Origin of the sequence: Cryptosporangium sp. NPDC048952 (assembly GCF_043197895.1) — a bacterium.
In the GTDB taxonomy this organism is placed as follows: Bacteria; Actinomycetota; Actinomycetes; order Mycobacteriales; family Cryptosporangiaceae; genus Cryptosporangium.
On record NZ_JBICTY010000006.1, the window covers coordinates 490519 to 504159 of the forward strand.

Annotated in this window: 10 protein-coding genes; 1 reads left to right on the forward strand and 9 read right to left on the reverse strand. The window is 70.5% G+C overall.

Annotation, left to right across the window (positions count from 1 at the left end):
- Positions 1 to 64 precede the first annotated feature (64 nt).
- From ACGFY5_RS32695 to sucC, 8 genes are all read right to left on the reverse strand, one after another.
- A complete protein-coding gene (locus ACGFY5_RS32695) occupies positions 65 to 916 on the reverse strand; it encodes a bifunctional methylenetetrahydrofolate dehydrogenase/methenyltetrahydrofolate cyclohydrolase (protein ID WP_392726010.1) in 852 nt (283 codons plus the stop codon).
- Between the two features lie 24 nt (positions 917 to 940).
- Positions 941 to 2317 (reverse strand): VWA domain-containing protein, encoded by a 1377-nt coding sequence (locus tag ACGFY5_RS32700; protein WP_392726011.1) that lies wholly within the window; start codon positions 2315 to 2317, stop codon positions 941 to 943.
- Positions 2314 to 3183 carry an AAA family ATPase gene (locus tag ACGFY5_RS32705; protein WP_392726013.1) on the reverse strand — a complete coding sequence of 290 codons (870 nt, stop codon included), beginning with the start codon at positions 3181 to 3183 and terminating at the stop codon, positions 2314 to 2316. The genes ACGFY5_RS32700 and ACGFY5_RS32705 overlap by 4 nt, the downstream gene beginning before the upstream one ends.
- 163 nt (positions 3184 to 3346) lie before the next feature.
- Positions 3347 to 4906 (reverse strand): bifunctional phosphoribosylaminoimidazolecarboxamide formyltransferase/IMP cyclohydrolase, encoded by a 1560-nt coding sequence (gene purH, locus ACGFY5_RS32710; protein WP_392726016.1) that lies wholly within the window; start codon positions 4904 to 4906, stop codon positions 3347 to 3349.
- The gene (purN, locus tag ACGFY5_RS32715) at positions 4903 to 5508 is read right to left on the reverse strand and encodes a phosphoribosylglycinamide formyltransferase (protein WP_392726019.1); all 606 of its coding nucleotides are present in this window, start codon (positions 5506 to 5508) and stop codon (positions 4903 to 4905) included. The genes purH and purN overlap by 4 nt, the downstream gene beginning before the upstream one ends.
- Before the next feature lie 81 nt (positions 5509 to 5589).
- Positions 5590 to 6936 (reverse strand): DUF6350 family protein, encoded by a 1347-nt coding sequence (locus tag ACGFY5_RS32720; RefSeq protein WP_392726022.1) that lies wholly within the window; start codon positions 6934 to 6936, stop codon positions 5590 to 5592.
- Positions 6937 to 7083: 147 nt separating this feature from the next.
- The gene (gene sucD, locus ACGFY5_RS32725) at positions 7084 to 7980 is read right to left on the reverse strand and encodes a succinate--CoA ligase subunit alpha (protein WP_392726024.1); all 897 of its coding nucleotides are present in this window, start codon (positions 7978 to 7980) and stop codon (positions 7084 to 7086) included.
- 13 nt (positions 7981 to 7993) lie between these two features.
- Positions 7994 to 9166: an ADP-forming succinate--CoA ligase subunit beta gene (gene sucC, locus ACGFY5_RS32730; protein WP_392726026.1), complete on the reverse strand. Its 1173-nt coding sequence runs from the start codon at positions 9164 to 9166 to the stop codon at positions 7994 to 7996.
- Positions 9167 to 10125: 959 nt separating this feature from the next.
- Between sucC and ACGFY5_RS32735 the strand changes: the two genes are divergently transcribed.
- Positions 10126 to 10770, forward strand: a complete 645-nt coding sequence (locus tag ACGFY5_RS32735; protein WP_392726029.1) for a M23 family metallopeptidase — start codon at positions 10126 to 10128, stop codon at positions 10768 to 10770.
- Positions 10771 to 11057: 287 nt separating this feature from the next.
- Here ACGFY5_RS32735 and pcrA read toward each other — a convergent pair whose 3' ends face one another.
- Positions 11058 to 13421 carry a DNA helicase PcrA gene (pcrA, locus tag ACGFY5_RS32740; RefSeq protein ID WP_392726032.1) on the reverse strand — a complete coding sequence of 788 codons (2364 nt, stop codon included), beginning with the start codon at positions 13419 to 13421 and terminating at the stop codon, positions 11058 to 11060.
- Positions 13422 to 13641 lie beyond the last annotated feature (220 nt).

The window sequence follows — 13641 nt, forward strand, 5'->3', positions numbered from 1 at the left end:
AGGGCCCATTCGGCTGCTTCGAACTGACCATCGCTGTGAGTTTCTGGTGTTTAACCGACGGTGATCATTCGGCGAAACGCTCGGCGGTTTCGACCACGTTCGCCAGCAGCATCGCCCGCGTCATCGGTCCGACGCCCCCGGGCATCGGCGCGAGGAAACCTGCCACCTCGGCGACGGCCGGGTCGACGTCGCCGGCGAGACCGACCTCGGTACGCGTGATGCCGACGTCGAGCACCGCTGCGCCGGGCTTCACCATGTCGGGCGTCAGCATGTGCGCGTGACCGGTCGCGACGACGACGATGTCGGCCGCTTGGGTGTGCTCGGTGAGGTTGCGGGTGCCGGTGTGGCACAGCGTCACCGTCGAGTTCTCGGTGCGACGGGTGAGCAGCAGACCCAGCGGGCGGCCGACGGTCAGACCGCGGCCGACCACGACCACCTCGGCGCCGTCGAGCTTCACGCCGTAGCGACGCAGCAGCTCCACGATTCCGCGCGGCGTACAGGGCAGCGGCGCCGGAACCCCCAGGACGAGCCGGCCGAGGTTCGTCGGGTGCAGGCCGTCGGCGTCCTTGTCCGGGTCCATCAGCTCAAGGACGCGGTTCGCGTCGAGCCCACGGGGCAGCGGCAGCTGGACGATGTACCCGGTGCAGGCGGGGTCGGCGTTCAGCCGCGCCACCGCGCCCTCGACCTCCTGCTGGGTCGCGTCGGCGGGAAGGTCGACCCGGATGCTCTCGATCCCGACCTCGGCGCAGTCGCGGTGCTTGCCCGCCACGTAGGCGCGCGAACCCGGGTCGTCACCGACCAGTACGGTGCCCAGCCCGGGCGCCACCCCCCGCTTGCGCAGCGCGGCCACCCGGTCGCGGAGCTCGGCCCGGACCAGGGCCGCGGTTGCCTTACCGTCCAGCAGAGTCGCCGTCACGCCCCTCATCTAACCCGAAGTGGGTCAGACGGGCAGGACTCGACTGATGACCTGGGTTAGCTGGTCGGCGTTGCGGCACTCGTACATGTTGACGAGCGTGCGGTAGGCCTCGGTGGCCGAGTCACCGCTCCCCCACGAGCCGCGCGGCTCGGGGTTGAGCCAGTAGGTGCGACGCGCCCGGTCGACGATCTGTCGGACCGCCGCGAGGTTCGGGTCACCGCCGTTCGTCCGGGCGTCGCCGAGGATGAGCACTGACGTCCGCGGGCCGATCGCGTCCAGGGATTCCGTGACGAAGTCCCGCAGCGCCCGCCCGTAGTTGCTGTGCCCGTCCCACTTCACCACGCCGGCTTCGGACAGAATGCGCTCCACCAGCCGCGCCGGATCGGCGTCGTTGTCGGCCACCAGCTCGGTCACCTCGGCGGTCGAGTCGACGAATGCGAACGCCCGCACCCGGCTGAACTGGTCGTGCATCGCCTCGACCAGCATCAGCGTGAAGTGCGCGAACCCGGCGACCGATCCGGAGACGTCACAGAGCAGCACTATTTCCGGCCGTCCCGGCCGCGGTTTGCGGAACGCCGGACGCATCGCGACCCCGCCGGTCGACAACGACCGGCGGAACGTCCGTCGCAGATCCAGCGCTCCTCTTCTCGTATGACGACGTCGAGCCGCGAGCCGGGTCGCGAGCCGCCGCGACAGCGGTTGCACGGTACGGCGCAGCGCCGCCAGCTGCTCCCGGTTCGCGGTGACGAAGTCGCGGTGGTCGGCGGCCTTCGGGATCGAGTAGCGGGCGATCCGGTCACGGCCACGCATCTCCGCGACCCGGCGCCGGGCCTCCGCGGCGACCAGCTTCTCGAACTCGGCGACCCGCTGCCGCGCCTCGTCCCGCGCCAGGCGGTCGGCGAACTCGCCCTGCGCCATGCGTTCGGCCACCGACGCGATCAGCGTCTGCGGACGGAGACGCTCCATCGCCTGGTGCGCCGACCAACCACCGGACCCGGGTGCGCCCTCGCCGCCGGAGCCGACCTGGCCGTACTGCCCCAGCTGGGCGACGGCTTCTGCGGCCAGCTGGGCGAGCAGCGCCGGGTCTCCGCCGACCAGCGCGTCCGCGAGGCGGGCGCGGAGCTCCTCGATGCTCTGCGGCTCCGCGGAGCCCCGGGTGGCCTCCGGTGCGCCGGTCGCCACCGGGAAGTAGAGGTCGAACACCGCGTCGAACACGGCCTCGTGGCCGGAGCGGCGCAGCAGCGTGGCGGACAGGCCGTGGCGGAGTTGCTCCCGGTCGGCCAGGCCGAGCGCGTCGACGGCGCCGGCCGCGTCGATCGTCTCCCCCGGCCCGATCTGCAGGCCGTGCTCGCGCAGCGCCTGCACGAACTCGACGAGCCGGCCCGAGACGGTCGCGGTCACCGCAGCACCGAGTCCAGCCGCAGGCGCTTGGTGGCGTGGATGACATCCGTCTGATGCTTGAGTAGCACGCCGAGGCTCTCGGTGACGACCTGCTCGTCGAGCGTGTCGGCGCCGAGCGCGAGCAGGGTGCGGGCCCAGTCGATGGTCTCGGCGACCGAGGGAGCCTTGCGCAGCTCCATCGAGCGCAGCGCGTTCACCACCCGGACGACGCTCGTTGCCAGCGTGTCGTCGAGGTCCGGCACGCGGAGCCGGACGATCCGCTCCTCGAGGGCGGCATCCGGGAAGTCGATGTGCAGGTACAGGCACCTGCGGCGCAGCGCTTCGGAGAGTTCGCGGGTCGCGTTCGAGGTGAGGACGACGAACGGGGCGCGGGTGGCCGTGATCGTGCCCAATTCCGGCACGGTGATCTGGAAGTCGCCGAGGACCTCCAGCAGCAGGCCCTCGATCTCGACGTCGGCCTTGTCGGTCTCGTCGATGAGCAGGACGGTCGGCTCGTCGCCCTGGATCGCGGTGAGCAGCGGGCGCGGGAGCAGGAACTCCTCGCTGAAGACGTCCGCCTTTGTCTCTTCCCAGCTCTCGTCCTGGCCGGCCGTGATGCGCAGGAGCTGCTTGGCGTGGTTCCACTCGTACAGCGCGCGCGACTCGTCGACGCCTTCGTAGCACTGGAGCCGCACGAGCCGCGCGTCGGACGCGGCAGCGACGGCCTTGGAGAGCTCGGTCTTCCCGACCCCGGCCGGTCCCTCCACGAGTAACGGCTTCTCGAGCCGATCTGCCAGAAACACAGTCGTCGCAACGGCTGGCGACGCCAGATAACCCACCGCCGCGAGTCGCTCGGAGACATCGGCGACCGACGAAAAGACGCTCATGAGTTCACTATTCCTGACGACGAGCGTCCAGATGCCGTTGTTCGGGTTCGAACCTGGAGCCCGCCCAGGGCAACGCTGCCAGGCGAGCGCGGACCCGCCGCGTATAGGTGATACTCAAGGGTTCGCGCTCGACTGGCAGCGTTGTTCTGGGCGGGCCGCCCACTCAGTGGTAGAAGTGGCGGGTTCCGGTGAAGTAGAGGGCGATGCCGGCCTTCTGAGCGGCGGCGATGACCTCGTCGTCGCGGACGCTGCCGCCGGGCTCGACGATGGCCTTGATACCGGCCTCGGTGAGAACCTCCAGCCCGTCCGCGAACGGGAAGAACGCATCGGAGGCAGCCACCGACCCGGTTGCCCGATCGCCGGCGCGCGACACGGCCAGGCGAGCCGAGTCGACCCGGTTCACCTGTCCCATGCCGACGCCGACCGTCGCGGTGGCGCTCGCGAGCAGGATCGCGTTGCTCTTCACCGCCCGCACCGCCCGCCACGCGAACGCCAGGTCCGCGAGCGTCGCGGCGTCCGCGGGCTCCCCGGTCACGAGCTTCCAGCCGCTGACGTCGTCGCCCGGAGCGTCCACCGCGTCGACGGTCTGCACCAGCCCGCCACCGGAGACCTGCCGGAACTCCACCCCGCCGCGCGCCCGCGCGGGCGCGGTCAGCAGCCGGATCGACGGCTTCTTCGACAGGATCTCGACCGCGCCGTCCTCGTAGGAGGGCGCCACCACGACCTCGGTGAAGATCTCCGCGACCTGCTCGGCCATCGTGACCGTCACCGGCCGGTTCACCGCGATCACACCGCCGAACGCGCTCACCGGATCGCACGCGTGGGCCTTGCGGTGCGCCTCGGCGATAGTGTCCGCCGAGGCGATCCCGCACGGGTTCGCGTGCTTGATGATCGCCACTGTCGGCTCGGTGAAGTCGTACGCGGCGCGGTACGCGGCGTCGGCGTCGACGTAGTTGTTGTAGGACATCGGTTTGCCGTGCAGCTGCTCGGCCTGCGCGATCCCCGCGACGGCGTCGTGGTCGACGTAGAGCGCCGCGGCCTGGTGCGGGTTCTCGCCGTACCGCAGCACCTCGGCGCGCTCCAGCGCGATACCCGCGAACGCCGGCCAGGCGACGTCACCGGTCTCGTCGACCAGCTCCCGCGCGGTCCAGCCCGCCACCGCGACGTCGTACGCGGCGGTGTGCGCGAACGCACGTGCCGCCAGCTGACGGCGGGTAGCGAGGTCGAACCCACCGGCGCGGGCGGCCTCGAGCACGAGCGGGTACGCCCCGGGCTCGACCACGATCGCCACGTTCGCGTGGTTCTTCGCGGCCGCACGCACCATCGACGGACCACCGATGTCGATCTGCTCGACGATCTCGTCGTGGCCGGCGCCGGACGCGACGGTCTCCCGGAACGGGTACAGGTTCGAGATGACCAGCTCGAACGGCGCGATGTTCAGCTCGGAGAGCTGCTGGACGTGTGCCGGGTTGCGCAGGTCTGCCAGGAGCCCGGCGTGCACGTGCGGGTGCAGGGTCTTGACCCGGCCGTCCAGCGTCTCGGGGAAACCGGTGACCTCGGCGACCTGGGTGACCTTGACGCCCGCAGCAGCGATGCGGGCTGCGGTGGAACCGGTGGAGACGATCTCGACGCCGAGCTCCGCCAGGCCGACGGCGAGCTCTTCGATCCCGGTCTTGTCGTACACGCTGATCAACGCGCGCCGGATGGGCTTCCGGTCGGTCATGGGATCGAGACCTTCCTTCCAGTAACGGTCCAGCCCTCCCGGGCCAGCCGGCCGATCGAGTCGACGAGCATGTCCCGCTCGGCGACCTTGATGCGTTCGTGCAGCTGACTCACGTCGTCGGTGGGCTCGACCGGCACGACCCGCTGGTCGATGATCGGCCCGGTGTCGACGCCGGCGTCGACGAAGAACAACGTGCAGCCGGTGAATTTGACGCCGTACTCGAGCGCGTCCCGCGGGCCGTGCATGCCCGGGAACGACGGCAGCAGGGCGGGATGGCTGTTGACCATGCGATTCTGGAAGCGGCTCAGGAACGCCGGCCCGACCAGCTTCATGAAGCCCGCGGAGACGACCAGGTGCGGGTCGTGGGAGGCGACTTCCTCGGTGAGGGCGGCGTCCCAGGCTTCCCTTGTGTCGTAGTCCGCGACCGGGAGGACGAACGTCGGTACGCCGGCCTTCTCGGCCCGGGTGAGGCCCTGGATGTCGCCCCGGTCGGCTCCCACGGCCACGACATCGGCGCCGTACCCCGGATCCGCAGCGGCGTCCAACAACGCCTGCAGCGTGGTGCCTGACCCCGATACGAGGACCACGACTCGGGCGGTCACGACGCTCCTAATCTCCGGACGACGCCACGAGCCTAACCGGTCGTCTCGGACACCGGGCACCGCGCCCGGTCGGGGCGACGGTCAGCCCTCACCGGCTCGGCGCCGGGAATCCGGCGCGGTGTCGACGGTGAGCTCGGGCTCCCGGGGCGGCGGGGCAGCTCGATCGGCGGCGTCCGGGCCGCGCAGCAGGCCCGTCGCGATCCGGCGAGCGCGGGGTGGGAGGCGATCCGCCCAACCCGGGCCCGCCTCGGCAGTCGGGGGCCAGCGGCGGGTGGTCGACCAGGCGGCCCAGGACGCCGCCGTGCGGGCGACGGTGGCACCGACCAGCGCGGCCACCGCGACCTCGACCGCGAGCACGATGCCGACGTGCCAGGCCGACGGGCCCAGTTCGGAGAGCCGGCCGTCGCCGAGCGGCCCGCGCGACGCGGCCGCGGCCAGCCCGACCAGCACACCGGCCACCGGACCGGCGATCAGCGCGCCGCCGAGCGCGATGCGCCAGCGCGGCAGCCCGGGGTCCTCGGCGCGGGCGGCCGGCCGGGCGGTGATGGTGCCCGCCAGCAGTCCGGCGATCAACGGTGCGGCCAGCGCCAGGCTCACCATCGCCGAAGCAGGTCCCGTCGGCACGGCCGCGAGCAGCGGGAACGACGGCAGCGGGGCGAGTTGCACGGTGCTGGCGTCCACAGCAGTGCCCGTCCCGACCGCGAATCCAGGCCCCACCAGGTACGCGCTCGCCCAGACCGCCGCGGTGGGCGCGTAGAGGACGCACAGCGCGGTGATCGCGACCCCACCGACCACACCCGCGTGCAGCGAGCCGAAAACGGTGCGGAACTCCTGGTGGGTGACGGCCATCTGGGCACCGGCCGCGAGGACACCCGCGGTGAGCACGGCCGCGGCCGCGACCGCTCCGGCCGTCACACCACGACGGAGGACGTGGGGCATTCCGACGGCGAGCACCGCACCGACGCCAGCCGCCCTGGCCGCGCCCCAACCCGCGCCGAAGCCGGCGACGAGACCGGTGACGACACCGGCCGAAGCCGGGTCCGCCCGCACGCCGGACGTGGCGCCGAGCAGTGCGGCGACCATGCCGATGAAGCCGTACGCGAGCCCGACCGCCACCGCGACACGCACCACCGCCAGCCAGGACGCCGCGCCGGTGGCCAGCGCGCTGTTGCGACCGGCGCGGTAGAGCTGACGCAGCACCACGACGCTCAGCAGCAGCGGCGTCAGGCCGAACGGACCGACCGGGGTTTGCAGCCGGACGCCGTGCGCGAGCAACCAGCCGTCGGCGGCGAGGCGGATCGCGTCACCCGCCGGGGCACCCGACCGGTTCTCCGCCACCCAGACGACGAGCGCGATCGCAGCCATCGGGACGAGCACCACCAGCGCCGCCCACCCGGCCGTGGTCACCGCCGCTGCGGGCAGGGCCACCCGGGCAGGCGAGGAGGGAGGAGCGCCGGGGGACACCGCCTTACTGTGACAGGCGAGTACCAAGCGGCACGCGCCCAGCCCCGGCGTGTCGCTCCCCGCCCACGCCGAAGCCGGGCCCCGCGGAGCGGAACCCGGCTTCGAGAAAACTCAGGCGGTGACGATCTCGCGCATGAGACGCGCGGTCTCGGACGGCGTCTTGCCGACCTTGACCCCGACGGCCTCGAGCGCTTCCTTCTTCGCCTGCGCGGTACCGGCCGAGCCGGAGATGATCGCGCCGGCGTGACCCATCGTCTTGCCCTCGGGGGCGGTGAAGCCCGCGACGTACGCGACGACCGGCTTCTTCACGTGCTCGGAGATGTAGGCCGCGGCCCGCTCCTCGGCGTCGCCACCGATCTCGCCGATCATGACGATCGCCGCGGTCTCGGGGTCGGCCTCGAACGCCTCCAGGCAGTCGATGTGTGTCGTGCCGATGACCGGGTCACCGCCGATGCCGACAGCGGTGGAGAAACCGATGTCACGCAGCTCGTACATCATCTGGTAGGTCAGCGTGCCGGACTTGCTGACCAGCCCGATCTTGCCGGCCTTGGTGATGTCGGCCGGGATGATGCCCGCGTTGGAGGCTCCGGGGGAGATCAGGCCGGGGCAGTTCGGACCGATGATCCGGGTCTGGCCACCCTCGGCGCGCTTCTTCTCCGCGTAGTCCCAGGCCCAGGTCGTGTCGTGTACCGGGATGCCCTCGGTGATCACGACCGCGAGGCCGATGTTGGCGTCGACGGCCTCGATGATCGCGGCCTTCGCGCCGGCCGGCGGCACGAAGATGACGCTGACGTCGGCGCCGGTCTCCTTGATGGCCTCCGCGACGCTGCCGAACACCGGTACGGACACGTTGTCCTCGAAGTCGACCGACGTGCCGGCCTTCTTCGGGTTGACGCCGCCCACGATCTGGGTGCCCGAGCGGAGCATGCGCTGCGTGTGCTTGCGCCCCTCCGACCCGGTCATGCCCTGGACGATGACCTTGCTCTTCTCGGTCAGGAAGATCGACATCTCTCGGCGTCCCTTACTTCGCAGCCAGCTCGGCGGCGCGGCGGGCGGCGCCATCCATGGTGTCCACCTGCTCGACCAGCGGGTGGTTCGCGTCGGTGAGGATCTGCCGACCGAGCTCGGCGTTGTTGCCGTCCAGACGGACGACCAGTGGCTTGTTGACCTCGTCGCCGCGCTCGGCGAGCAACGCCAGCGCCTGCACGATGCCGTTGGCCACCGCGTCACACGCGGTGATGCCGCCGAAGACGTTGACGAACACGCTCTTCACGGCCGGGTCGGAGAGGATGATCTCCAGGCCGTTCGCCATGACCTCCGCCGAGGCGCCACCGCCGATGTCGAGGAAGTTGGCCGGCTTCTTGCCGCCGAACTCCTCGCCCGCGTACGCGACGACGTCGAGCGTCGACATGACCAGACCGGCACCGTTACCGATGATGCCGACCTCACCGTCGAGCTTGACGTAGTTGAGGTTCTTCTCCTTGGCGGCCTGCTCGAGCGGGTCGACAGCGGAGATGTCCTCGAGCTCGTCGTGGCCCGGCTGCCGGAAACCGGCGTTGCCGTCGAACGTGACCTTGCCGTCGAGCGCGATGATCCGGCCACCCGGGGCCTTGACCAGCGGGTTCACCTCGACGAGCGTCGCGTCCTCGCCCACGAAGACGTCCCAGAGCGCGACGACGGCCTTGGCGGCCTCGTCGAGCGTGTCCTCCGGGAACTTGCCGGCCACCAGGATCTCGCGGGCCTTCGCCTCGTCGACGCCGTCGACGGCGCTGACCGGGATCTTCGCGAGCGCGTCGGGGTTCTCGACCGCGACCTGCTCGATCTCGACGCCACCCTCCCGGCTGGCCATCGCGAGGAACGTGCGGTTGGCGCGGTCGAGCAGGAAGGAGAAGTAGTACTCCTCCTCGATGTCGCTCGCCTCGGCGACCAGCACCCGGTGGGCGATGTGGCCCTTGATGTCCATGCCCAGGATGTCGGTGGCACGGGCTTCGGCCTCGTCCGGCGTCTCGGCGAGCTTGACGCCGCCCGCCTTGCCTCGGCCGCCGACCTTCACCTGCGCCTTGACGACGACCTGCTTGCCGACCTTCTCGGCGATGCTGCGCGCCTCGGCCGGAGTGTCGGCTACCGAGCCGGCCAGCACCGGAACCCCGTGCTTGGCGAAGATGTCCCTCGCCTGATATTCGAACAGATCCACTGCCGCGTCCGTCCTCGCTCGTTTCGACGCGGGTCGAAGCCGCCGCTCGGCCCGCTGTCGCTGCCTCGTCGCATGGTGCCGGAGGAGCATCCGTCGTCGCGCGCGGCCAAGCCTGCAGAGCCGGTGGGCGCAACAACGACGGGTATCCGACACCTTCTTGCCGCAGGTTATCGGTGGCGACACGGACCGTGCGCCTCCGCGCCGGTGTGTTACCTCACAAGCACGACGATACGAACATCACGTGTCCGGTCGGACACCGGGATGGCGGCAGGTCACACGCACATCAGCGGCCCCGGCAGCCCCGGATGTGACATCCGCCCCGCCAGCCCCCGTTACCGCGAGCGCGGCCGCGCGTTGTTCCCAGCGACCGCCCATCGGCAACGGTCGGGCGGGCGGTCGGGGTCGGGCGTTCGAGGGGTGCGCCCGACCCCTCCGCTCAATCTCACCCTCCGTAAGCGGGAACAGGTTCCATCCGAGGCATCAGACGCCGCTCAGCCGTTCGGAGGACTACCCCTTCCCGGTGCACTACGTGTGACCCAGACTGTCTTTAGGTGGGTTTAAGACACGACATGGCGCCCGTTATCTGACGTCGATTACCTATTCGTCCGATACACAGAAGAGCACCAATGAAACTCGCGATAACGAATGGTGCGCTTTCGGCTACCGGTAGCAGCGATTTTCCCGTGCGCAAAAGGGAATCGGGGGGCGGAAAGCCACGGGTTCGTGTGCGATTCTTGCCCCTGCCGTCTGGGGCTGGCATCGTGACGCCTTGTGTCGGGAACCGGTCTGCCGTTTCCGACCGTCTCCGGACTCGATCCGAATGTGAACGCACTTGCGGCGGCACACGTGATCGAACAGGGAGCAGGTAGGCCGTCGAAAGGCAGTTAGTGCAAGAGAGCGGGAATGTCCGGCACGTCGGACGCCATCGCGCACCGACAGCACCACGCGCCGGATACGCCATGGCTGTTACGACCGCAGTGGTCGGCGTCAGTGTCGCCGCCCTGGCGGTCGGCTCGGCGCTTCCGACAGCGGATACCGCCAGCGCCTCGGCAGCACTCGGCCAGCAGGTCGACGCCGGCAAGCTCTCCGCCGCGAAGTCGAGCGACGCGGGAAACGCCACCCAGCTGGACACCCGCAGCGGTAGCCCGCGCGCGTCCCGGTCGCAGAAGCGCAGTGGCGTCGGCGAGCCGGAGCAACTGCCCGTCTGGATCAAGCCGGCCACCGGGCCGCTCAGCTCGCTCTACGCCGCCCGCTGGGGCACGTTCCACTACGGCATCGACTTCGCCGCCGCCTACGGCTCGACCGTGCGGGCGGCCAGCGCGGGCACCGTGATCCGCGCCGGCTGGTACGGCGGTTACGGCCAGATCGTGATCATCGACCATGGCAACGGCGTCACCACCCGGTACGGGCACAACTCAGAACTGCTCGTCTCCGTCGGCGACCACGTCGAAGCCGGCGACGCGATCTCCAAGGTGGGCAGCACCGGCCAGTCCACCGGGCCGCACTGCCACTTCGAGGTTCGCATCGACGACGTGCCGGAGGACCCGCTCGGCTGGCTCGAGGACCACGACGTCTCGGTGACGGCCGTCAACACCGGCCTCTGAGAAGCCGGGACGGTAGGCCTCCAGCACGATCCGACCGGTTGACGGCCGCGCCGAGACCGTGGACCGCACCGTGGGTGCCGCGCAGTACCGCGGCCGGCGGACCGTCACAACCGTGGCGCTCTTGATCTCGTTCATCCCCGTACCACCCTCACCGTTCGAGCATCGTTCGAACACATGTTCGATTCTATCGGTAGAACGACCGTACAGCCAGCCGTTCGGTGGATCAGTTTGCGCTCGCGGACCACAAGAGACGGTGGACCACTTCGGACTGTTGTGACGGACGCGGCCTAGAGCTTGTCGAGTGGCGCGTAGCGCAGCAGGAACCAGCGGGCCTTGCCGTCTCCGAAGTCGACGGCGGCCTGGGCGCGGTCGCCGTCGCCCCGCTTCTCCACGACGCGCCCCAGCCCGTGCGCGTCGTGGGAGACCCGGTCGCCGACCTCGAGGGAGATGGCCGGACGGTTGCCGCCTCCGCCGCCACGGGACGATGGCCGCGCTGACGACGCATAGGACTGCGCGAGACGCTCCTGCGCCGACCCGGTGCCGCTCCACTTGGAGAGCGTCTCCTTCGGCGCCGGAGCCTGCCGCTCCCAGCTGAGCAGCCCGGTGGGCACCTCGTCGAGGAAGCGCGACGGCGGGTTGTACTGCGGCTGACCCCAGGCGCTACGGGTGATCGCCCGGGACAGGTACAGCCGCTCCCGCGCCCGCGTGATGCCGACGTACGCCAGCCTGCGCTCCTCCTCCAGTTCCTTGGGGTCGCCCAGCGACCGCAGGTGCGGGAAGACGCCGTCTTCCAGGCCGGTGAGGAACACGACCGGGAACTCGAGGCCCTTTGCGGTGTGCAACGTCATCAGCGTGACCTGGCCCTGCGCGGCGGCCTGGTCGGCGCCCTCGGCGTCGTCGGGCGCCGGAGGGATGCTGTCGGCGTCGGCGACCAGCGCGACCTGCTCGAGGAACTCGACGAGCCCGGCTTCGGTCTCCGCGGCCGCCGCCCGCTCCTCGAACTCACGCGCGACGCTCACGAGCTCCTGCAGGTTCTCGACCCGCCCCTCGTCCTGCGGGTCGGTGCTCTCCTCCAGCTCGGCGAGGTAGCCGGTACGGGTGAGCACGGCCTCCAGGACGATGCTCGGCGGCTCGGTGTCGGCCAGATCGCGCAGGGACGCCATGAGCGCGGTGAACTCGCCGATCTGCTTGACCGCGCGGCTGCCGATACCCGGGGCCTCCCCCGCGCGTTCGAGCGCCGCGCCGAAGCCGATGCGCTCCCGCGACGACAGCGCCTCGACGCAGGCCTCGGCCCGATCGCCGATGCCCCGCCGGGGTGTGTTCAGAACCCTCCGGACGCTCACCGTGTCGTCGGGGTTCGCGATCGCACGCAGGTACGCGAGGGCGTCCCGGACCTCTTTGCGCTCGTAGAACCGCACACCGCCGACGACCTTGTAGGGCAGGCCCACCCGGATGAAGATCTCCTCGAACACCCGGGACTGGGCGTTCGTGCGGTAGAACACCGCGACCTCACCCGGCTTGTTGGTGCCCGAGTCGGTGAGCCGGTCGACCTCGCCGGCGACCCAGGCGGCCTCGTCGTGCTCGTTGTCGGCCACGTACGCGGTGAGCGGGTGCCCGTCGCCGGCCTGCGACCACAGCTTCTTCTCGCGCCGGTCGGGGTTGCGCGCGATCACCGCGTTGGCGGCGTTGAGGATCGTCTGCGTGGAGCGGTAGTTCTGCTCGAGCAGGATCGTGGTGGCCTGCGGGTAGTCACGCTCGAACTCGAGGATGTTGCGGATGCTCGCGCCGCGGAACGCGTAGATCGACTGGTCGGCGTCGCCGACGACGCACAGCTCCGCCGGGGCTGGCTGTGCTCCGACTGCAGTTTGGCCCTCGGCGTCCGTACCGACGAGCTCACGGACCAGCGCGTACTGGGCGTGGTTGGTGTCCTGGTACTCGTCGACCATGACGTGGCGGAACCGCCGCCGGTAGTGTTCGGCCACCGCCGGGAACGCCCGCAGCAGGTTCACCGTGGTCATGATGATGTCGTCGAAGTCCAGCGCCTGGGCCTCGCGCAGCCGCCGCTGGTAGAGCGTGTACGCCTCGGCCAGCATGCGCTCGGCCGTGCCGGACGCCCGGGACGCGAACGTCTCCTCGTCGACCAGCTCGTTCTTGAGGTTGCTGATCTGGGCCAGCAGCGAGCGGGCCGGGTACTTCTTCGGATCGAGGTCGAGCTCGCGGGCGACCAGCGTCATCAGCCGCCGCGAGTCGTCAGCGTCGTAGATCGAGAACTGCGACTTCAGCCCGGCGGTCTTCGCCTCGGCGCGCAGGATGCGGATGCAGGCGGAGTGGAACGTCGACACCCACATCGACCGAGCGCGGTTGCCGATGAGCTCGGTGACCCGCTCCTTCATCTCGCCCGCGGCCTTGTTCGTGAACGTGATCGCGAGGATCTCGCCGGGCTGAGCGCCGCGGTACGCGAGGATCCAGGCCACCCGATGGGTGAGCACCCGGGTCTTGCCGGAGCCGGCACCGGCGACGATCAGCAGCGGTGTGCCCTCGTGGACCACGGCGGCGCGCTGCTGCTCGTTGAGCCCCTCGAGCAGCGTCGACGGGTCGACCTTGAGGTGGACGGGCCGACGGGCGCTGGGGATGTCGAAGAGGGTGCTCATCGCCTCGCGACATTACTCCGGAGCACCGACAGTTCCGACCGCCGTTGGCCGATGCGCGACCCGCGTGCAACACTGAACCCGTGGTTCGACTGACGGCACGATTTTTTTACGGCTCCGGGCATCCGGCAGCCGTCATCGTCGTCTGAACCAAGACAACTTCGACGCCCCGGGGCCCGGCCCCGGGGCGTTTTTTGTGCGCCCCGATGGTCCGGACGCCGCG

Excerpts from the sequence above, each read along its gene's own strand:
- ACGFY5_RS32735 (WP_392726029.1), top strand. The coding sequence starts at position 10,126 with ATGGCTGTTACGACCGCAGTGGTCGGCGTCAGTGTCGCCGCCCTGGCG.
- ACGFY5_RS32705 (WP_392726013.1), bottom strand. The coding sequence starts at position 3,183 with ATGAGCGTCTTTTCGTCGGTCGCCGATGTCTCCGAGCGACTCGCGGCG.
- sucD (WP_392726024.1), bottom strand. The coding sequence starts at position 7,980 with ATGTCGATCTTCCTGACCGAGAAGAGCAAGGTCATCGTCCAGGGCATG.
- purH (WP_392726016.1), bottom strand. The coding sequence starts at position 4,906 with ATGACCGACCGGAAGCCCATCCGGCGCGCGTTGATCAGCGTGTACGAC.
- pcrA (WP_392726032.1), bottom strand. The coding sequence starts at position 13,421 with ATGAGCACCCTCTTCGACATCCCCAGCGCCCGTCGGCCCGTCCACCTC.